General features: G+C 67.4%; 17 protein-coding genes. 9 read left to right on the forward strand and 8 right to left on the reverse strand.

The genetic code is table 11. The features are described 5' to 3' along the window. Positions 1-166: 166 nt before the first annotated feature. The gene (locus ABIC50_RS19655; RefSeq protein WP_354166312.1) at positions 167-667 is read left to right on the forward strand and encodes a (d)CMP kinase; all 501 of its coding nucleotides are present in this window, start codon (positions 167-169) and stop codon (positions 665-667) included. Between the two features lie 42 nt (positions 668-709). On the opposite strand, the gene ABIC50_RS19660 is transcribed toward ABIC50_RS19655, so the two are convergent. From ABIC50_RS19660 to ABIC50_RS19670, 3 genes are all read right to left on the reverse strand, one after another. Then, positions 710-1,252: a cysteine hydrolase family protein gene (locus tag ABIC50_RS19660; protein ID WP_354166315.1), complete on the reverse strand. Its 543-nt coding sequence runs from the start codon at positions 1,250-1,252 to the stop codon at positions 710-712. Between the two features lie 221 nt (positions 1,253-1,473). Further along, on the reverse strand, positions 1,474-2,799 hold the full coding sequence (locus ABIC50_RS19665) for an MFS transporter (RefSeq protein WP_354166317.1): 1,326 nt from the start codon (positions 2,797-2,799) through the stop codon (positions 1,474-1,476). A 43-nt stretch (positions 2,800-2,842) separates the two neighbouring features. Continuing rightward, positions 2,843-4,027, reverse strand: a complete 1,185-nt coding sequence (locus ABIC50_RS19670; RefSeq protein WP_354166318.1) for a M20 aminoacylase family protein — start codon at positions 4,025-4,027, stop codon at positions 2,843-2,845. A 183-nt stretch (positions 4,028-4,210) separates the two neighbouring features. On the opposite strand from ABIC50_RS19670, the gene ABIC50_RS19675 reads away from it, so the two are divergent. Together ABIC50_RS19675 and ppnP are read left to right on the forward strand one after the other, a co-directional pair. Beyond that, positions 4,211-5,113, forward strand: coding sequence for a LysR substrate-binding domain-containing protein (locus ABIC50_RS19675; protein ID WP_011658971.1), 903 nt, complete (start codon positions 4,211-4,213; stop codon positions 5,111-5,113). A 178-nt stretch (positions 5,114-5,291) separates the two neighbouring features. Next, entirely contained in the window at positions 5,292-5,612 is a 321-nt protein-coding gene (ppnP, locus tag ABIC50_RS19680) for a pyrimidine/purine nucleoside phosphorylase (RefSeq protein ID WP_006478890.1), read from the forward strand. Positions 5,613-5,697: 85 nt separating this feature from the next. On the opposite strand, the gene ABIC50_RS19685 is transcribed toward ppnP, so the two are convergent. From ABIC50_RS19685 to ABIC50_RS19700, 4 genes are all read right to left on the reverse strand, one after another. Further along, complete coding sequence (locus ABIC50_RS19685) at positions 5,698-6,024, reverse strand: hypothetical protein (protein WP_011658969.1); 327 nt, start codon at positions 6,022-6,024, stop codon at positions 5,698-5,700. 487 nt (positions 6,025-6,511) lie between these two features. Continuing rightward, positions 6,512-8,299: a chloride channel protein gene (locus tag ABIC50_RS19690; RefSeq protein ID WP_354166319.1), complete on the reverse strand. Its 1,788-nt coding sequence runs from the start codon at positions 8,297-8,299 to the stop codon at positions 6,512-6,514. A gap of 30 nt (positions 8,300-8,329) precedes the next feature. Further along, positions 8,330-8,743 carry a MarR family winged helix-turn-helix transcriptional regulator gene (locus ABIC50_RS19695; RefSeq protein WP_006754165.1) on the reverse strand — a complete coding sequence of 138 codons (414 nt, stop codon included), beginning with the start codon at positions 8,741-8,743 and terminating at the stop codon, positions 8,330-8,332. A 117-nt stretch (positions 8,744-8,860) separates the two neighbouring features. After that, positions 8,861-10,036, reverse strand: coding sequence for an HPP family protein (locus ABIC50_RS19700; RefSeq protein ID WP_354166321.1), 1,176 nt, complete (start codon positions 10,034-10,036; stop codon positions 8,861-8,863). A gap of 364 nt (positions 10,037-10,400) precedes the next feature. Between ABIC50_RS19700 and ABIC50_RS19705 the strand changes: the two genes are divergently transcribed. Both ABIC50_RS19705 and ABIC50_RS19710 read left to right on the forward strand, forming a co-directional pair. After that, on the forward strand, positions 10,401-11,369 hold the full coding sequence (locus tag ABIC50_RS19705) for a LysR family transcriptional regulator (protein ID WP_354166323.1): 969 nt from the start codon (positions 10,401-10,403) through the stop codon (positions 11,367-11,369). Between the two features lie 202 nt (positions 11,370-11,571). Then, the gene (locus tag ABIC50_RS19710; protein WP_012366190.1) at positions 11,572-12,480 is read left to right on the forward strand and encodes a LysR family transcriptional regulator; all 909 of its coding nucleotides are present in this window, start codon (positions 11,572-11,574) and stop codon (positions 12,478-12,480) included. Between the two features lie 178 nt (positions 12,481-12,658). Here ABIC50_RS19710 and ABIC50_RS19715 read toward each other — a convergent pair whose 3' ends face one another. Continuing rightward, positions 12,659-13,747, reverse strand: a complete 1,089-nt coding sequence (locus ABIC50_RS19715) for a calcium:cation antiporter (protein ID WP_126225514.1) — start codon at positions 13,745-13,747, stop codon at positions 12,659-12,661. 545 nt (positions 13,748-14,292) lie between these two features. Here ABIC50_RS19715 and ABIC50_RS19720 point away from each other — a divergent pair. The 4 genes from ABIC50_RS19720 to ABIC50_RS19735 all read left to right on the forward strand — a co-directional run bounded on the left by ABIC50_RS19720 (position 14,293) and on the right by ABIC50_RS19735 (position 18,870). Then, entirely contained in the window at positions 14,293-15,846 is a 1,554-nt protein-coding gene (locus ABIC50_RS19720) for a 3-hydroxyacyl-CoA dehydrogenase (RefSeq protein ID WP_354166325.1), read from the forward strand. 58 nt (positions 15,847-15,904) lie between these two features. Beyond that, complete coding sequence (paaK, locus tag ABIC50_RS19725) at positions 15,905-17,227, forward strand: phenylacetate--CoA ligase PaaK (RefSeq protein WP_354166327.1); 1,323 nt, start codon at positions 15,905-15,907, stop codon at positions 17,225-17,227. Positions 17,228-17,267: 40 nt separating this feature from the next. Beyond that, on the forward strand, positions 17,268-18,068 hold the full coding sequence (locus ABIC50_RS19730; RefSeq protein WP_354166329.1) for an enoyl-CoA hydratase-related protein: 801 nt from the start codon (positions 17,268-17,270) through the stop codon (positions 18,066-18,068). A gap of 130 nt (positions 18,069-18,198) precedes the next feature. Continuing rightward, on the forward strand, positions 18,199-18,870 hold the full coding sequence (locus ABIC50_RS19735; RefSeq protein WP_041491482.1) for a MarC family protein: 672 nt from the start codon (positions 18,199-18,201) through the stop codon (positions 18,868-18,870). The last annotated feature ends 47 nt before the right edge of the window (positions 18,871-18,917 follow it).

The raw sequence follows: 18,917 nt of genomic DNA on the forward strand, positions 1-18,917 counted from the left end.
GGATGCCGTTCGCATGCGTGGCGGCGACAGCCTCGCTGTCTGCTGTCGGGGTTGAAGTGGCTGCTACCGGACAATTTATGTTGAAAACCAAGAACAAGGTACTCGTCTATCTTACGTGGCGAGATGGATTGCTGACCTTCACACAACCTAGGTTTCCGGCTAAAACATGAAGGTGTGCATCGTAGGCCCGTCGGGCGCGGGGAAGTCGACGATTGCCATGGAATTGGCACGCAAGTTCAATGTCGCCACGCACGAATTCGACCATGTCTATTGGGACATGACGAGGGCCGAGTTTGTGAAGAACTCGGACGAATCGATGGCGCACGCGATCGGAAATATTCTCAAGCAGGACCGCTGGTTTGTCGAAGGTGCATACGACAAGCGAATGTACCCGCTGCTCGTCGAGTGTTCACTAATCTTGAGGGTCGAGGTTTCGTTTCGCGTGAGAGCGATCCGCCTGATCAAGCGCTTCATTCATTCGACGATGACGGGCAAGCTGCCCAAGGAGACCTTCCGGAACACCATCGGCCTGATCAAGTTTTCATATCACTTCGACCAGCGGCTCAGCAAATTTCTGTCCGGAGACGTGACGCTCTCGAGGAAAGTTGTTTCAGTTCGCGACGCGTCGTCGTGTATCGAGGCGATGCGCGCGAACGGACTTTGCTGAGGCGAGTGCCCTCACGCTTTACGGTCCGTCTCGCGCCTTGTCTCAGAACCCACACGCCTCAGTCGTCGTCAGCACCGCGAACGGCCCGCCAAGCGTCGCATTGTGATGCGCGATGATCCGCTCGGCCGGCAGCGCCGGCGTGTCCATGCAGGTGTGCGCATCGGCGACGAGCACCGCCCGAAACCCGAGATCGGCGGCCGCGCGGCACGCGGTATCGATGCAGTACTGCGTCTTCATCCCGGCAATCACGATTTCCCCGATACCAGCCGCGTGCAGCCATTCGGCGAGCCGCGTGCCCGCGAAGCAACTCGGCCGGGTCTTGTCGAACACGATGTCGCGTGCCGTATCGATCGCGAGTTCCGGCAGCAGCGCGGCCAGCGGCGCATCGGGCGCGATCGGCGAGCCGGCCGGGCCGGTGTGGCGCACGGCGAACACGGGCGCACCGGCTTCGTGCGCGCGACGAATCAGCCGATTGATGTTGGCCAGCACGCGTTCACCGTCATGCGGACGATCGGGGCCATGGAACAGCCCGACCTGCATATCGATGACGAGAAGCGCATGTTTCGGGGAAGGGACTGCGGACATTGTGTTTCTCCTGAATGGCCGATGCAGACGGAGAAACGACTAGACCCCGTCCGGAACCGGCGGGGCCTGTGGGAATCGGTGACGCTACGATCTTGCGCGCCCTCGCCGCACGGGCCCGCCGAAGGCGGTCGTGCGCGTGGTCGTCGAAAGGGTGATCGTGGCGTTATGCATTGAACGATCATGCCCGATGCGCGGGCGCGACGTCAATGACGCACCCCCAATCAATCAAGCGCCTTCCCCGCCTTCTCATCCATGCACCGAATCGCGAGCAGCGTAAACGCGCCACAGCCGATCGCATACCACGCAGGCGCATTCGGATTCCCGGTCGCCGCGATCAGCCACGTGACGAAAAACTGCGCGAAGCCGCCGAAGATCGCGACGCCCACGCTATACACCAGCGCACCGCCGGTCGCCCGCACCGCGCGCGGGAACAACTCGCCGAGCATCGCACCCGTCGCGCCGATGTTGATCGCGTGCACGATCGACAGCGCCGCGATGATCGACAGCAGCGACGCGGCGCCAGGCCAACGGTTCAGCGCGATGAACGCCGGATAGATCGCGGCCATCAGCACGATGCGCGTCCACCAGGCGATCCGGTTGCGTCCGTAGATATCCGACAGGTGGCCGCCGATCGGCGTCACGAGCATCAGGATCGCGCCGGCGACGCAGCCGGCTGTCATCGACAGCCAGGTCGGCAGGTGCAGTACCTGCACGCCATAGATCGCCATGTAGAACACGATGATGTAGTGGATCGACGTGCCGCCGATCGTCACGCCGAGGCCCGCGAACACGGCCTTGCCGTGATGGCGCAGCACGGCGGCGAGCGGCAGCGACACGACCGGCTCGTCGTGCGTCGCGGCGGCAGCGGGCGCGGCAGGCGGCACTTCCTCGACGGTGCGGCGCAGCCAGTAGCCGAGCGGCACGAACAGCGTGCCGATGATGAACGGCACGCGCCAGCCCCAGCTTTCGAGCTGCGCGGCATTGAGCGTCGACGTCAGCGCGACGCCGGTCAGCGCGCCCGCGAGCGCGGCGAGCCCCTGGCTCGAGAACTGAAACGACGCGTAGAAGCCGCGGCGGTGCTGCGGCGCCTGTTCGAGCAGCAGTGTGGTCGACGCGCCGACTTCGCCGCCCGACGCGAACCCTTGCAGCAGCCGCGCGAGCACGAGCAGCAGCGGTGCGGCGAGGCCGATCTGCGCGAAGGTCGGTGCGACCGCGATCGTCGCGGTGCCGAGCGCCATCAGCAGCAGCGTAAGGATCATCGCCTTCTTGCGGCCGGCGCGGTCGGCGTACATGCCAATCACGAGCCCGCCGAGCGGACGCGTGACGAAGCCGACGCCGAAGCTCGCGACCGCGAGCATCAACTGCCCGAACGACGAATGCACCGGAAAGAACAGCTTGCCGATGAGGATCGCGAAGAAGCTGTAGACGGTGAAGTCGTAGAACTCGAGCGCGTTGCCGACCGCGGCGGCCGCGATCAGGCGGCGCTTCTTCGCGGCGGCGCGGGCATCGACCGGCGTGCCGGCGAACGAAAGGGCGGACGTTTCCATGGGGTTCCCCTGCTAAGGCGCGGGACTGCGTGATGAAGGGCCGTCAGGCCGCGAGCCAGGCTTCGGCGACGCGAACCCAGTAACTCGCGCCAATCGCGAGGATGTCGTCGTTGAAGTCGTAGCCGGGGTTGTGCACCATGCAGCCGCCCTTGCTGCCGATCCCGTTGCCGATGAATGCATAGCAGCCGGGGCGCGCCTCGAGCATGAACGCGAAGTCCTCGCTGCCCATCAGCGGCGCGGTGTCGATCTCGACGCGCTCGGCGCCGAGCATCTGGCGCGCGATGTCGGCGGCGAACGCGGTCGGTTCCGGATGATTGACGAGCACCGGATAGCCGTAGTCGTAATCCACTTCGGCCGCGACGCCGAAACTTTCCGCCTGGCCCTTCACGAGCGCTTCGATGCGGCGTGCGAGCAGCGCGCGCACGTCGGCGTCCAGCGCGCGCACCGACAACTTCATCACGACGGTTTCCGGAATGATGTTGAAGGTCTCGCCGGCCTGCACGCTGCCGACCGTGATGACGGCCGCATGCTGCGCATCGACCTCGCGCGCGACGATGGTCTGCAGCGCGACCATGATGCTGCCCGCGGCCGACATCGGGTCGCGCGCGAAATGCGGCATCGCGCCGTGACCGCCGACGCCGCGCAGCGTGATCGTCACGCGGTCGGCCGACGCCATCGCGGCGCCGGTGCGGAACGCCATGTCGCCGGCTGCGCGGCCCGGCATGTTGTGGATCGCGAAGATCGCGTCGCACGGGAAGCGCTCGAACAGGCCATCGTCCATCATCGATTTCGCGCCGCCGAAGTTTTCCTCGGCCGGCTGGAAGATCAGGTTCAGCGTGCCGGAGAACTGGCGCGTGGCTGCGAGGTGACGCGCCGCGCACAGCAGCATCGCGGTGTGGCCGTCGTGGCCGCACGCGTGCATCTTGTTCGCGTGGCGGCTCGCGTAAGGCAGGCCGGTGGTTTCGGCGAGCGGCAGCGCATCCATGTCGGCGCGCAACCCGACGGTGCGTGTGCCTTGGCCTTCGCGCAGCACGCCAACGACGCCGGTCTTGCCGATGCCGCGGTGCACTTCGTAGCCCCAGCCGGTGAGCAGCTCGGCGACGAGATCGCTGGTCAGCGTTTCCTCGAACGCGAGTTCCGGGTGTGCGTGGATGCGGCGGCGCACTTCAATCAGATCGGGGGCGATCGCGGCGATACCGGGGATGACGGGGTTCACGGCTTGCAGCATGGTGTCTCCTGTGGGGCGGGGAGGGGCGTTTGACGCGCCTATGACGAGCAAGCATATAAATTTCTTTTGCGCACCAGAAGCTGCTAAATTGCTTTGGTGCACACCATTGGTTGCCGCTCGGGAATACCCTCAGCCGCCAAGCATCACGGTGCACCGGGTTTCCACGGATCACGCATTGCCCCCATGAAATACCATCAGCTGAAAGCTTTCGTCACCGTCGCGGAAGAAGGGAGCATCCGCGCGGCCGCGCGGCGTCTGAACGTGTCGCCGGCGGCGCTGACGAAGGCGGTCAAGGAGCTGGAGATCGCGCTCGGTGTATCGCTCGTCGTGCGCACCGCGCGCGGCGTGCAGCTCACCGCGTTCGGCCAGCAATTGCAGGTGCGCGCGCGGTTGATCGTCGCGGAAATGCAGCGCGCGCGCGACGACATCGAGCAGGCGCAGGGCGCGATGACGGGCTCCGTCGCGGCGGCGATCACGCCGGCGGCGGCGGTGACGATCCTGCCCGATGCGTTTCGCGCGTTCCGACGGCGCTTTCCGGTCGCGCGCGTCAATCTGATCGAAGGGTTTCCGGGCGTCGCGCTGCCGCGGCTGCACGACGGCTCGCTCGATTTCGCGGTGGCCGTCGTCGTGCCCGAATTGCTGGCGGCCGAGTTCGATCACGCGGAGCTCTATGCGAGCCGATCGCTGATCGTCGCGCGCAAGGGGCATCCGCTCGCGTCGGCCACGTCGCTCGCCGATCTCGTCGACGCCGACTGGCTGATGAATCCGTCGCCCGAAAGCTCGACCCAGGTGCTGTTCAATTCGTTCGTCGCGTATGGGCTGCCGGTGCCGCAGCGGGTCGTCGAATGTCCGAGCTTCGGGCTCGCGCACAGCCTGATGACGCGCTGCGACCTGATCGCGTCGATGCCCGAGCAACTGCTGCACGGCGAGTGGGCGCGCGACCAGCTCGCGGTGCTTCCGATCCGCGAGCGACTGCCGGGTGTATCCGTGCAGGTCGTCACGCGCCGCGACAGCCCGCTCACGCCGGCCGCGGCGATGCTGCTCGACTGTCTGCGCGATTCCGCGCGACGCAAAGGGCTCGGATGAGCAGTGCAGGCGAGGGCGTGCGTCGCATCAAGTAGTGATCCTGACTATCTGCCGGGCATTGCCGGCAGGGCCGCGCTTGCGGCTCGCTCGCCGCGAGCCGGTATCATAGCGGCCGGCCTGCCGCCACGGCCGGCTTCCGACAACACGCCATCCGGCATCCAGCAATCAGAGGCATCACATGACCAGTGCAACCCAATTCGACAACGTATCGGTCGTCAAGCGCGCGAACGTCTACTTCGACGGCAAGTGCGTGTCGCATACCGTGCTCTTCCCGGACGGCACGCGCAAGACGCTCGGCGTGATCCTGCCGTGCGCGCTCAACTTCGGCACGGACGCGCCCGAATTGATGGAAGTGCAGGCCGGCAAGTGTCGCGTGAAGCTCGACGGCAGCAGTGAATGGCAAACCTATGGCGCCGGCGAATCGTTCTCGGTGCCGGGCAAGAGCCGCTTCGACATCGAAGTGCTCGAGACGCTCGACTACGTCTGCAGCTACCTGTAAGCGCGCGGCCGACACGCCAAAACAAAAGCCCCGCCGAAGCGGGGCTCGTCGCATGCGGACGGCGCAATGCCGTCCGGTGCTGGGCTTACAGGCAGGCGCTGATGTCGCCGGCGGAAGCGGCGTCGCCACGCACGCCGACCCAGGTCTTCGCGCCCGGCTGCCCCGACGGGCGAACCATCGCGGCCGCGCCGTTCGGCGGTTGCTGGCCCGGTACGTAGACATCGGTCGCGAGACCGTTGGCGAGCACGTTCTGCGAGACGACCTGTTGTTGCGACTTGTCAGCCCAGGTCTTGGCGATGCACGCCGAGACGTCCGGAGCGGATTTCTGGCTTTGTCCCACATTCTGCATGGCCGGATCGGCAGCATGAGCAGAAATTGCCACGGTCAATGCGATGAGCGGTAAGTATTTCATGTTCACGTTTTATCTCCCTCGAGTCGTGATTGATTGAGTGGGATGCGCAGCAGAACTGCGTCCCTGTGAGATTGCATCGGACCCATGCGGTTCCGGCGATTCCGCAACAAGTTGTTAACGCGCTTGCCAAACGGCGATCCGGATGCTGTGTGTTCTGCTGCGCCGCGGCATGCGTCGCGTGCGGCCCGCATGGAGGCGGGGACGCGGCAACGACGTCATGCTTCGTGAGGTCGGCTCGCTGCCCTGTGGTGTGGCGGATTGACGGCCGCGGCGCGCTGCATGTGTCTGCATGTCGCGCCGCGACGCTTCTTTATTGGATGACGAAGTGGAATGGCTGAATGGTGGCCCCGTCGCATGAGCACCATGATGACAAACTTTCGTCCGGTGAATTGTCAACGAAGTTCAAACGCCGGACGCGCCGTTTCGGACTGCGGGAGATCGCGAAAAGAGCGGGGCGCGGCCGGCGCGCCGCGCATCGCTGCAAAGATCAGCCGGCCTTGCGGGCGCCGATATCGCGCAGGTTGACCGGCACGACCGGGCGGAAGCGCTCGCGTTTCTGTTCGTCGTCGAAGTGCTGAAGCGCGGGCTTGATCAGGTCGCTGCGCGACACGATGCCGGTGACGCGCAGCGATTGCGGATCGTCGACGACCGGCAGCCGTTCGAGGCCGAGCATCGCGAGTCGCGATGCGACCACGCGGCACGTCTCGTGTGCCTGCGCGACGGCCGGTGCGCGATCGGCGAACGCGCTCGCGAGTGATGCGTCTGGCCCGGCTTGCGCGCGGTGCGCGTCGAGCGTCGCGCGATCGACGAGGCCGAGCAGGCGGCCGTTCTGCACGACCGGGTACGCACGGTGCATCTGCTTCGCGCCGAAGTATTGCGACTCGACGGCGTCGAGCGGCGTGGCGCCGTCGATCGCGACGAGCGCGTCGGCGGGCGTCATCACTTCAGCCACGTCATGACGTTCGAGCGGATCGACACCGTATTCGCGGTAGATGTGATAACCGCGGCGCGCGATCTTTTCCGTCATGATCGAGCGCTTCATCACGATGGTCGCGAAGCCGTGCGCGACGAGCGTCGCCGCGAGCAGCGGCAGCAGCGCGTTTGCATCGTGCGTGAGGCCGAACGCGAACACGATCGCGGTGAGCGGTGCACCGAGCGTGGCGCCGAGCGTCGCGGCCATGCAGACGAGCGGCCACAGCGCCGGATCGCCGCCGGGCAGCACCGGCGACAGCACGGTGCCGAGGCCCGCGCCGAGCATCAACAGCGGGGCGAGCACACCGCCGGACGTGCCGGAACCGAGCGCGATCACCCACATCACGGCTTTCACGATCAACAGCGCCAGCGCGATCTTCAGCGCGATGTGCTGATGCAGCAGGTCGCCGATCACGTCATAGCCGACGCCGAGCGCGCGCGGCTCGAGCCAGCCGCCGATGCCGATCACGACCGCGCCGAGCGCCGGCCACCACATCCAGTGCACCGGCAGCTTCGCGAAGGTATCCTCGACGCGGTACAGCGCAGCCGACAGGCCGCACGCGAGCATGCCCGACAGCAGGCCCGCGACGATGCACGACAGCAGCGCGACGGGCGTCGGCGACGCGGTGGTCAGCGGAAACAGCGGCTCGACGCCGAAGAACACCGCGCGTGCGAAGCCGGCGACCGCACAGGCGAGCGCGACCGGCAGGAAACTGCGCGGACGCCATTCGAACAGCAGCAGCTCGACCGCGAGCAGCACGGCGGCGACCGGCGTGCCGAACACGGCGGTCATGCCGGCGGCCGCGCCCGCGACGAGCAGCGTCTTGCGCTCGGCGGCGGTCACGTGCACGCATTGCGCGATCAGCGAGCCGAGCGCGCCGCCCGTCATGATGATCGGGCCTTCGGCGCCGAACGGGCCGCCGCTGCCGATCACGACGCCCGACGACAGCGGCTTGAGGATCGCGACCTTCGGCGACATGCGGCTCTTGCCGAACAGGATCGCCTCGATCGCCTCGGGAATGCCGTGGCCGCGGATTTTCTCAGAACCGAAGCGCGCCATCAGCCCGACGATCAACCCGCCGATCACCGGCACGACGATCACCCATGCACCGAGCGTATGGTTCGCGGGCGAACGTTCGGTGAACGAAAACTGCTGGAAGAAGAACAGGTTCGTGAACAGGTGAATCAGGCTCAACAGCACGAACGCCGCCAGCGTGCTGAGCAAGCCGATGCCGGCGGCGAGCAACGCGATCCTGGGCAGGCGTTCGTTGGTCGAGAAATCGCGTTTGTGTGGTGCGTTCATCGGCGTGAGGAAAGGTCGGTAAAGCGTGGGTCAGTAATCGATCTGCGGAACCTGGAACGCGCCCTTGAGCGATTTCAGCTCGGCGCGATGCATGGCCGCGAGGCGCGCGAGCAGCGTTTCGCCGGCCTCTTCGAGGTGCACCTCGACCTGCCGGCGGTCCGCTTCGCTCGTCTTGCGCTTCACGAGCCCGAGCGCCTCGCAGCGCGTCACCAGCGCGACGACGCCGTGATGCTGCGCCTGCAGGCGTTCGGCGATTTCCCCGATGGTTGCCCATTCACGGTGCGGGTAGCCTTTGATGTGCAGCAGCAGCAGATATTGCAGCGGCGTCACGCCTTCGCTTTGCGCGGCGCGTTCGGAGAAGCGCTCGAAGCGGCGCATCTGATAGCGGAATTCGGACAGTTGCTGGAAATCGCTTTTGGTCAGCGAGCGTCGGTTATCGGTCATTGCAGTCGGTCGGACAGGCGGTTTCGGTAGCGTGTAATATATCACAACGTGATATAAATAGCCGATTTTTGGCGGAATGAGCAGCATTGCGCCGTGCGTCGGTGCCGTTCGTTCCGGTTACGCGGCTTCCAGCATCTGCGTTTGCCGGTACAGGCCGGTGACAAGATCGGTCTGCGTAATGATCCCGACGAGCCGGCGTGACGCGTCGACGACCGGGATGTGGTGGTGGCCCGAGTGCGTAAACAGCGGCACCAGCGCGGTAAGCGGCATGGTCTGCGGCACGGACGCGACGTCGCGGGTCATCACGGTGGCGACGCTCGGCGGCCGGCCGCCGAACGACTGCGGCAACCGCGCGGACAGCCGTTGCCACAGCGGGGTCGGGCGGCGCGCCTGGCGCGTGAGGTCGGCGCGCGTGACGATGCCGATCAGGCGAGCGTCGCCGTCGACGACGGGCAGCGCCTTCACGCGATGGCGCTCGAGCAGCGTCAGCGCGGCCGTCACCGACGTGGACGGCGCGACTTCGATCGCATTCTTCGTCATCAGGTCGGCGCACGTGAGCTGGCCGAACGTGCGCGTATACGCCTGCATCTCGGTTTCGCGCAGCAGCATTTCGAGGTCGTCCGGATCGACGTCGAGCCATTCGCTGCGGCGCTTGAGCACCGCGTCGAGATCGGCGCGCGTGAAGCCGCCACGCGCAGGCGCGGCGCTGCCGGCTTGCGGTTTCGCGTCGGGACGCACGCCGCCGTGCGGATAGCGGTGGCCCGTCAGCGCGTGATACACGAGCGCGGCCGACAGGAGGATCCCCGATTGCAACGCGATCGGCTCGACCACGAAGCCGAAGCCGAGCGCGTGGATCGCCGGGCCGCCGAGCACGGCCGTCAGTGCGACCGCGCCCGACGGCGGGTGCACGCAGCGCAGCGCGAACATGCCGCCGATCGCGAGGGCGACCGCGACCGCGGCGGCCGTGATCGGATCGGCGATCCATTGCGCGCACGCGACGCCGACGGTCGCCGCCACCAGATTGCCGCCGATGATCGACCACGGTTGCGCGAGCGGGCTCGCGGGCACCGCGAACAGCAGCACGGCCGATGCACCCATCGGCGCGACGAGCAGCGGCACGAGGCCCGGCACGCCGGGCAGCACCCGCATCGTGACGCCGACCGTCGCGATACCGACGAGCGCGCCCGCGCACGAGCGCATGCGTTCGCGCCAGCCGAGCGTCATCGGATGGGGAATGAAGCTGTGCAGCCATTGGCGGAACGTGCGGCGCGACGGGGAGGAGCCTGACGACATGGACGGTAAGCGGTAAAAAGGACGGCGCGGATGATCCGGCGCAAGAAAAGCGGAATTATATCGCGTTGTGATACAAATTGTCGCGCCGCATCAACGCGTTGCCTGCGCACGACGCGCAGTGCTTGCAAGAACCTTTCATCGGGTGAAAGCGTGGCGGCCGCGCGATCGCGCAATTTTGCGTGCGGCGGCGTACAATTCCGGCCACCGAATTCCCCGATATGCCACAGCCACGCACGCGATGCCCGCTCTCCCGCCCATTCCCCGGCATGGCGATCGCTTGCGCTGCGTTGGCGCGCACGCCCCGATTCCCGTCTGACGCGAGCGCCGCCGACGTTTCCCCACCGACCCTCCCCAAGCCAATTCAATGGACATGCTCGAAAACATGCGCCTGTTCGTGCGCGTTGTCGAAGCCGGCAGTTTCACCGCGGTCGCGAAAGAAATCGACGCGACCACCGCGCAGGTGTCGCGCGCGGTTTCGAATCTCGAAGCCCACGTACAGACGCGCCTGCTGCATCGCACGACGCGCCATCTCGGCCTGACCGAAAGCGGCGAGCGCTACTTCGAGCGGGCGAAATCGATCCTCGCCGAAATCGACTACGCGAACGCCGAAGCGCGCAATGCGCTGCTGCGGCCGAGCGGCAAGATGCGCATCCATGCGATGACGGGGCTCGGGCAGAGTCATGTCGTGTCGTCGATCGTGCGCTATCAGGAAGACAACCCGGACGTGTCGGTCGAGCTGACGCTCGCGCAGCGGATGCCGAACCTCGTCGAGGAGGGCTACGACGTGTCGATCGTGACCGCGTCGCAGTTGCCCGATTCCGGCTACGTCGCGCAGACCTGCGGCACGAGTTGCAGCGTTTTGGTCGCTTCGCGCGACTACCTCGCGCGGCACGGCACGCCGACGACGCCGGCCGACCTGCCGAACCACGTGTGCCTGCGCCTCGATACGCCCGCGTCGCCGGCCAGCGAGTGGCGGCTCGAGCGCGGCGACGACGAGGAGACCGTCTACGAACTGCAGCCGGCGCCGTTCCAGGTCAACGTGCCGGATGCGCTGTGCGTCGCGGTGCGGGCGGGGCGCGGCATCGCGTGCGTCGCGCTGTACACGGTGCTCGACGACCTTCGCGAAGGGCGGCTGATCCGCGTGCTGCCCGACTATCGGCTGCAGACGGTCAGCGTGTACGCCGTCTATGCGACGCGCCGCTATCTGGACGCGAAGATCCGCACCTTCCTTGACCATCTGCGCACGACGCTCACGCCCGCGCTGGAAAACGACCTGCGCGAACTCGACCGGCTCACGGTCGAGCACACGCCGGGCAAGCGCCAGCGCGCTTGACGCCGCGGACGGTGGTTCGCTTGCCGGGCGTCACGCGGCCGGCGTGATGCGAATCCGTTCGAAGCGGCCGACTAGCCCCTTGCCGAAGAAGGCGATCGTCCCCAGCGCGATCACGACGACGTTCGATCCGGGGCAACCGAGTATGGGAATCGTATCGATATCGGTCTAACATCAAAAGACGATCGATTGATTCAAGATTTGAATGATTGAACTGAACCAGCTTCGCTGCTTCGTCGCCGTCGCCGAGGAACTGCATTTCGGGCGGGCAGCCAAGCGGCTCTTCATGACGCAGCCGCCGCTCAGCCGGCAGATTCAGCTGCTCGAGCACGCGCTCGGCATCGCGCTGCTCGAGCGCAGCAGCCGGCAGGTCAGGCTGACCGCCGCCGGCGAGCGCTTTCTGCGCGATGCGCGCCACATCCTCGAGTTTTCCGCACGGGCCGAACAAGCCGCGCAGCGCGTCGCGCACGGCGGGGCCGGCCGCATCACGCTCGGCTTCACGGCGGTCAGCGCGTACCGGATGATTCCGGTGCTGCTCGCGCATGCGGCGCACGCGCTGCCGGACGTCGATGTCGAGTTGCGCGAAATGGTGTCGACCGTGCAGATCGATGCGCTTGCGTCGCGCATGCTCGATGCGGGCTTCGTGCGCCAGCGCGCCGCGCGCCATCCGCTCGAATACCGGCTCGTGCAGCGCGAGCCGATGCTCGTCGCAGTCGCGCAGGGTTCAGCGCTCGCCGCGTACGAACGGATCGGCCCGGACGAGCTCGACCGGCAGCCGTTCATCGCGTATTCGCCGAACGAGGGGAAGTACTTCCACGACATGATCTCGGGGATGTTCGCCGGCGCCGGCCGCTTGCCGAACTACCTGCATTACGTCGGGCAGACGCATACGATCCTCGGCCTGGTGCGCGCGGGGCTGGGCGCCGCGCTGGTGCCGGCGTCGGCGCGCGAGCTGCATGTGGACGGCGTGGTGTTCCGGCCGCTCGCGGGCGTCGACGTGGCGGCCGAGCTGTATCTTGCGTGGCGAGCGGACAACGACAATCCGGCGCTGCCGGTGTTCAACGCGATGGTCGAGCGGTTTCTGACGGAAGGGGCGGATGGTGGTGGCGTATAGCCAAAGCCACGAGTCTGACGCCGCAACGAGGTGGCGAACCTGAAGCGAATCCTGGTCAGCCACCATCTGGTGATTCGGGGCCGCTAGCCGGGCCGTGAAGCGGGGAGGATGAAGCAGAGGAAATGAAGCGCGGCGCGGCCCGGCGGAAACGATCCGCCGGGCCGCGCGCTGTCGGACATCAGTGAGTGATCGACAGGAACAGATACGCGGCAAACAGCGACAGGTGCACGACGCCGTGCAGCACCGTCGTGCGCCCCTGGCTGAGCGTCAGCGTGCTGACGAGCAGCGTGAGCGCGAGCAGCACGGTTTCCATCGCGCCGATGCCGAGCGTGAGCGGCTGGCCGACCCAGATGAACACGGCCGCGACGGTCGGGATCGTGAGCCCGATGCTCGCGAGCGCCGAACCGAGCGCGAGATTCATGCTGGTCTGCAGGCGGTTCGCGCGCGCGGCGGTGACGGCCGCGAGCCCTTCGGGCAGCAGCACGAGCGCGGCGATCACGATGCCGACCGCCGCTTCGGGCGCGCCGAGCTTCATCACCGCATGCTCGACGGCCGGCGACAGCAGCTTCGCGAGCAGCACGACCGCGACGAGGCTCGCGAACAGCAGCACGAGGCTGATCAGCGCGGTGCGGCCGGTCGGCGGCGCTGCGTGCACCGATTCATTCGCGCTGTCGTGCGCGGTGAGGAAGTAGTCGCGGTGACGCACGGTCTGCACGAATACGAATGCGCCGTACAGCACGAGCGACGACACGCCGGCGAACGCCAGCTGCGATTTCGAAAAGAACGGACCGGGCGCGGCGTTCAGGTAGTTCGGCATCACGAGCGACAGCACCGACAGCGACGCGAGCACCGCGAGCGCCTTGCTCGCGCCGCGCCCCTGGAAGTCCTGCTCGCCGTGCTTCCACGCACCGACCAGCAGGCAGAGGCCGACGATGCCGTTGCAGATGATCATCACGGCGGCGAACACGGTGTCGCGCGCGAGGCCCGATTTCTCGGGACCGGCGCCGAGCATCACCGACACGATCAGCGCGACTTCGATGACGGTCACGGCGACCGCGAGCACGAGCGTGCCGAACGGCTCGCCGACGCGGTGCGCGACGACTTCGGCATGGTGGACGGCGGCGAACACGGCGCCGGCGAGCGCGGCGGCCAACACTGCGATGACGAGGCCTTCGGCCGGCACGACGCGCGACAGCGCGAGTACCAGCCACGCGGCAAGCGGGGCCCAGAGGGTCCAGCGCGGGAGCTGGTTGGACGAGATCGGCATGGACGGTTTCCCTATGCGAGTGGCGGCGCGCGACGCGCCGTCACGGATTGACGAAGCCCGGCGGAATAATCCGCCGAACGAGGACGATGATGCTGATGGGCGGCAGCGCGCAACGGTGCTGCCTCCGGTTCGCCGCGCTGAGGCGGCGAGGGGCGCGGGCGGGCCGAAGCCCGTCGCTGGATGAAACGGTTCGATGCGACCGGGTGCCGATGGCGGGGCGCGTCGGCATGCCGGCTGGCGGCCCTGCGGTTCGGAACCGGCCCCGAAAGGGCGGCGGGCGATGGGCGGCGGTGTGACACGCGGTTTCCCCTGGAATCCGGCGATTTGTCGAATTTTATCAGGCGTTCGGGGGTCGCTATCTCATATTCGAATCCTTTCATTGACCTTTCGGTTTACAAAAAGTGCCCCGATCGTTCGATTTTTTTGTTTTTGCAGTTTCCGTAATGCTCTCTTGCATGACGAATTCGGGCTCGCCCTGACATAAATCTACCGACCGGTCGGTTTATAATCGCTCGCACTTCCACTTCATTGACGGATCGCAAGCGATGGCTGGTTCTTCTGCACATTCGGTGAATTCGGGCGCGCTGGCGCCGTCGGCAGTCGTCGGCGTGATCGGCGCAGGCGCGATGGGCGCGGGCATCGCGCAGGTCGCGGCGGCCGCCGGTCATACCGTGCTGCTGTACGACCTGAACGAGGCAGCGTGCGACAAGGCGCTCGCCGCCATCCGCGCACAATTCGCGCGGCTCGCGGAGAAGGGGCGGATGGAGCCGGCGCAGGCCGACGCGGCCGGCAACCGGATTCGCGCGGTGCGCGCGCTGGCCGAGTTCGCCGGCGCCGCGCTGATCGTCGAGGCGGCGGCCGAGCGTCTCGACGTGAAGCGCGAGATCTTCGCGACGCTCGAACGCCATGTCGACGATACCTGCGTGCTGGCGACCAACACGTCGTCGATCTCGATCACGTCGATCGCGGCCGGGCTGCGCGCGCCGCAGCGCGTGGCCGGGCTGCATTTCTTCAATCCGGCGCCGCTGATGGCGCTCGTCGAGGTGGTCAGCGGGCTCGCGACCGCGCCGGAAGTCGCGCAGGCGCTGTATGCGACCGCCGCCGCGTGGGGCAAGCAGCCCGTGATGGCGAAATCGACACCGGGTTTCATCGTGAACCGTGTCGCGCGGCCGTATTACGCGGAGGCGCTGCGCGTGCTGAACGAGCAGGGCGGCACGCCGGCCTCGATCGACGCGGTGATGCGCGAAGCCGGCGGCTTCCGGATGGGGCCGTTCGAGCTGATGGACCTGATCGGCCACGACGTGAATTTCGCGGTGACCGAGTCGGTGTTCCGCGCGTACTTCAACGATCCACGCTACACGCCGTCGCTGATCCAGCAGGAACTCGTGAACGCGGGCTTCCTCGGGCGCAAGTCGGGGCGCGGCTTCTATTCGTATGCGGACGGCGCGACGCCGCCCGCACCGGCGCTCGAAGCGCCGCGCGACGCGCCGACCGACGTCGTGCTGTTCGCGCAGGACGGCCCGGCCGCCGCGCTGCATGCACGCTTGGCCGATCGCATCGCAGGTGCGCGGCGCGACGGCGCGCATGCGGACGAACTGCTCGCCGTGGCCGGCCGCGCGTCGATCGCGCTGACCGATGGCCGCACCGCGACGGTGCGCGCCGCGCAAACCGGCGTGGCCGATCTCGTGCTCGTCGATCTCGCGCGCGACTACGCGCAGGCCGGGCTGGTCGCGCTGACGCGCGCGCTCCAGTGCGGCGACGCCGCCTACGCCGATGCGGTCGGCCTGTTCCAGCAAGCCGGTTTCCGCGTCGTCGGCGTCGCCGACGTGCCGGGCATGGTTGCGATGCGCACCGTCGCGATGCTCGCGAACGAGGCGGCCGACACGGTCAACCAGGGCGTGTGCTCGCCGGCCGATCTCGATCTCGCGATGGAGAAGGGCGTGAACTACCCGTGCGGCCCGCTCGCGTGGGCCGATGCAATCGGCATCGGCCGCGTGCATCGCGTGCTGTCGAACCTCGCGGCGAGCTACGGCGAGGACCGCTATCGCGTGTCGCCGCGCCTGGCCGCCCTGCACGCGGCCGGCCGCACGTTCCGCTAGCCGGCGGCCGCATCACCCCGATCACGATAACGACATCACTCCACTGGAGGAGCACCTGATGACTCACCCGACGCATCCCGCCGCCGCCCTCGATCCGATCGAGACCGCCAGCCGCGACGAACTGCAGGCGCTGCAGCTCGAGCGCCTCAAGTGGTCGCTGCGCCACGCGTACGACAACGTCCCGCACTATCGTCGGACGTTCGACGCGGCGGGTGTGCACCCCGACGACCTGAAAACGCTCGCCGATCTCGCGAAATTCCCGTTCTCGACCAAGAATGACTTGCGCGACAACTATCCGTTCGGGCTGTTCGCGGTGCCGCGCGAGCAGGTCGTGCGTGTGCACGCGTCGAGCGGCACGACGGGCAAGCCGACGGTGGTCGGCTATACGGCGCGCGACATCGACACCTGGGCGAACGTGACCGCGCGCTCGATCCGCGCGGCCGGCGGCCGCCCGGGCGACACGCTGCACAACGCGTTCGGCTACGGGCTCTTCACGGGCGGCCTCGGGATTCACTACGGCGCGGAGCGGCTCGGCTGCATGGTCGTGCCGATGTCGGGCGGGCAGACCGAGAAGCAGGTGCAGCTGATCCGCGATTTCGAGCCGAAGATCATCCTCGTCACGCCGTCGTACATGCTGAACCTGATCGACGAGATGGTGCGGCAGGGGATGGACCCGGCCGCGTCGTCGCTGAAGATCGGCATCTTCGGCGCGGAGCCGTGGACGCAGGCGCTGCGCGAGGAAGTGGAGACGCGCGTGGGCATCGACGCGCTCGACATCTACGGGCTGTCGGAAGTGATGGGCCCCGGCGTCGCGTGCGAATGCGTCGAGACGAAGGACGGCCCGGTGATCTGGGAAGACCACTTCTATCCGGAGATCATCGATCCCGTGACCGGTGAAGTGCTGCCGGACGGCAGCGAGGGCGAGCTCGTGTTCACGTCGCTGACGAAGGAAGCGATGCCGGTGGTCCGCTACCGCACGCGCGACCTCACCGCACTGCTGCCGCCGACCGCGCGCGCGATGCGCCGGCTCGCGAAGATCACGGGCCGCTCCGACGACATGCTGATCGTGCGCGGCGTGAACGTGTTCCCGAGCCAGATCGAGGAAATCGTGGTCGCGCAGCAGAAGCTGTCGGGCCAGTTCCAGGTCACGATCTCGCGCGACGGCCACATGGACCGGCTCGACCTCGCGGTCGAGCTGCGCTCCGAGGCGGCCGCATGCGTGACCGACGGCGAGCGCGCGGCGATCGCGCGCGAGCTGCAGCACCGGATCAAGACGATGATCGGCGTGTCGGCCGGTGTGACGGTGCTCGCCGCCGGCGGCATTCCCGCGACCGCGACCGGCAAGGCCCGGCGCGTGATCGACCGCCGGCAGGCCGCCTGAGTTTCGCCGTTCCCTGTTCTACTCCGAGGAAACCTGTTCGATGGATGGATTGAAGACCCTGGCCGTTGCCGTCGATGTACGCGGCATCGCGACCGTCGCGCTGCAGCGCGGCGACGTGCTCAACGCGTTCGACGAGACGATGATCGCCGAGCTGACCGACGCATTCACGACGCTCGGCCGGCGCGACGACGTGCGCGCGATCGTGCTGCGCTCGGACGGCCGCGCGTTCTGCGCGGGCGCCGACCTGCAGTGGATGCAGCGCGCGAGCGCGAACGACGCGGCCGCGAACCTGCGCGACGCCGAGCGGTTCGCCGCGATGATGCGCGCGATCCGGCAGTGTCCGAAGCCGACGGTCGCCCGCGTGCAGGGCCACGCGTTTGGCGGCGGCGTCGGCCTGTGCGCGGCCTGCGACATCGTGATCGCAAGCGATCATGCGCGCTTTTCGGTCAGCGAGGCACGGTTCGGAATCCTGCCGTCGGTAATCGGCCCGTATCTGGTCGAGGCGGTCGGCCAGCGCCAGGCGCGCCGGCTCGCGCTGACCGCGACGCAGCTCGCGGCCGGCGAAGCCGTCGCGATCGGGCTGATCCACCAGGCCGTGCCGCTCGACGCGCTCGATGAAGCACTCGACAAGACGCTCACGGAGCTGAGCCGCAACGGGCCGAACGCGCTGATGGAGATCAAGCGCTTTTTCGACGCGATCGGCGAGTACCCGCCGTCGGACGAACGCGCGGCGTTCACCGCGCAGACGATCTCGCGCGTGCGGGCCACGCCGGAAGCGAAGGAGGGCTTCGCCGCGTTCTTCGCGAAGCGGCCGCCGGCGTGGGAGGCTGGCACCGACTGACGCCGACCGAGGCTGTGGCGCGGCCCGCGGGGCGCGGGTCGCGAATTGCGTCTCGCGCGCGGGCGCTTGCTCTACAATGCGTGACCTCCGGCGCGCCGCCGGCCCCAGCCCTGATCGCTTCCTCGCCCCGATGATCGTCGACCGCCTTATCTCCGAGATCCTGTTCGGCTTTACCGGCCTGATCGGCATCATCAATCCGATCGGCATTGCATTCCTGTTTCTCGAACGCACCGAGGCGCTGACCGAGCACGAACGGAACCTGCTCGCGAAGAAGGTGGCGTTCAACGCCTTCATCGTGTTGCTGGTCGCGTTCTTCGCCGGCACGCCGGTGCTGCATTTCTTCGGGATCTCGATGGAAGCGCTGCGGATCGGCGGCGGCTTCGCGGTCGCCGTCGCGGGCTGGCAGATGCTGAACGAGCCGGACGGCCCGGGCGGCGGCGACACGCCGGTCAAGCCGATCGACGCGAACGCGATCATGACCCGCGCATTCTTCCCGCTGACCGTGCCGCTGACGGTCGGCCCCGGTTCGATCGCCACCGCGATCGCGCTGAACGCGAACCGCACGCACAAGCTGTCGGAATTCATGCTGTCGAGCATCGTGTCGATCGCGGTGTCCGCGCTCGTCGCGGTCGTGATCTGGCTGACCTACAGCCGCGCCGCGCTGCTGTCGCGCTATCTCGGCATCGAAGGCACCAAGGTCGCGAAGCGCGTGTCCGCGTTCCTGCTGCTGTGCATCGGCGTGCAGATCATGCTGACCGGGTTCTCCGAGTTCCTGCGGCCGCTCGCCGATCAAATCAAGTAATCCGTTCGTTCTTCGATGTGTGACCCGGCCCGGCCCCGCGCGATGCG

The sequence above is a fragment of the Burkholderia sp. 567 genome (genome assembly GCF_040545115.1).
GTDB lineage: Bacteria > Pseudomonadota > Gammaproteobacteria > Burkholderiales > Burkholderiaceae > Burkholderia > Burkholderia ambifaria.

Excerpts from the sequence above, each read along its gene's own strand:
- ABIC50_RS19665 (WP_354166317.1), bottom strand. The coding sequence starts at position 2,799 with ATGGAAACGTCCGCCCTTTCGTTCGCCGGCACGCCGGTCGATGCCCGC.
- ABIC50_RS19690 (WP_354166319.1), bottom strand. The coding sequence starts at position 8,299 with ATGAACGCACCACACAAACGCGATTTCTCGACCAACGAACGCCTGCCC.
- ABIC50_RS19730 (WP_354166329.1), top strand. The coding sequence starts at position 17,268 with ATGGATGGATTGAAGACCCTGGCCGTTGCCGTCGATGTACGCGGCATC.
- ABIC50_RS19705 (WP_354166323.1), top strand. The coding sequence starts at position 10,401 with ATGGACATGCTCGAAAACATGCGCCTGTTCGTGCGCGTTGTCGAAGCC.
- ABIC50_RS19660 (WP_354166315.1), bottom strand. The coding sequence starts at position 1,252 with ATGTCCGCAGTCCCTTCCCCGAAACATGCGCTTCTCGTCATCGATATG.
- paaK (WP_354166327.1), top strand. The coding sequence starts at position 15,905 with ATGACTCACCCGACGCATCCCGCCGCCGCCCTCGATCCGATCGAGACC.
- ABIC50_RS19710 (WP_012366190.1), top strand. The coding sequence starts at position 11,572 with ATGATTGAACTGAACCAGCTTCGCTGCTTCGTCGCCGTCGCCGAGGAA.
- ABIC50_RS19670 (WP_354166318.1), bottom strand. The coding sequence starts at position 4,027 with ATGCTGCAAGCCGTGAACCCCGTCATCCCCGGTATCGCCGCGATCGCC.
- ABIC50_RS19675 (WP_011658971.1), top strand. The coding sequence starts at position 4,211 with ATGAAATACCATCAGCTGAAAGCTTTCGTCACCGTCGCGGAAGAAGGG.
- ABIC50_RS19695 (WP_006754165.1), bottom strand. The coding sequence starts at position 8,743 with ATGACCGATAACCGACGCTCGCTGACCAAAAGCGATTTCCAGCAACTG.
- ABIC50_RS19715 (WP_126225514.1), bottom strand. The coding sequence starts at position 13,747 with ATGCCGATCTCGTCCAACCAGCTCCCGCGCTGGACCCTCTGGGCCCCG.
- ppnP (WP_006478890.1), top strand. The coding sequence starts at position 5,292 with ATGACCAGTGCAACCCAATTCGACAACGTATCGGTCGTCAAGCGCGCG.
- ABIC50_RS19655 (WP_354166312.1), top strand. The coding sequence starts at position 167 with ATGAAGGTGTGCATCGTAGGCCCGTCGGGCGCGGGGAAGTCGACGATT.
- ABIC50_RS19685 (WP_011658969.1), bottom strand. The coding sequence starts at position 6,024 with ATGAAATACTTACCGCTCATCGCATTGACCGTGGCAATTTCTGCTCAT.
- ABIC50_RS19720 (WP_354166325.1), top strand. The coding sequence starts at position 14,293 with ATGGCTGGTTCTTCTGCACATTCGGTGAATTCGGGCGCGCTGGCGCCG.
- ABIC50_RS19700 (WP_354166321.1), bottom strand. The coding sequence starts at position 10,036 with ATGTCGTCAGGCTCCTCCCCGTCGCGCCGCACGTTCCGCCAATGGCTG.
- ABIC50_RS19735 (WP_041491482.1), top strand. The coding sequence starts at position 18,199 with ATGATCGTCGACCGCCTTATCTCCGAGATCCTGTTCGGCTTTACCGGC.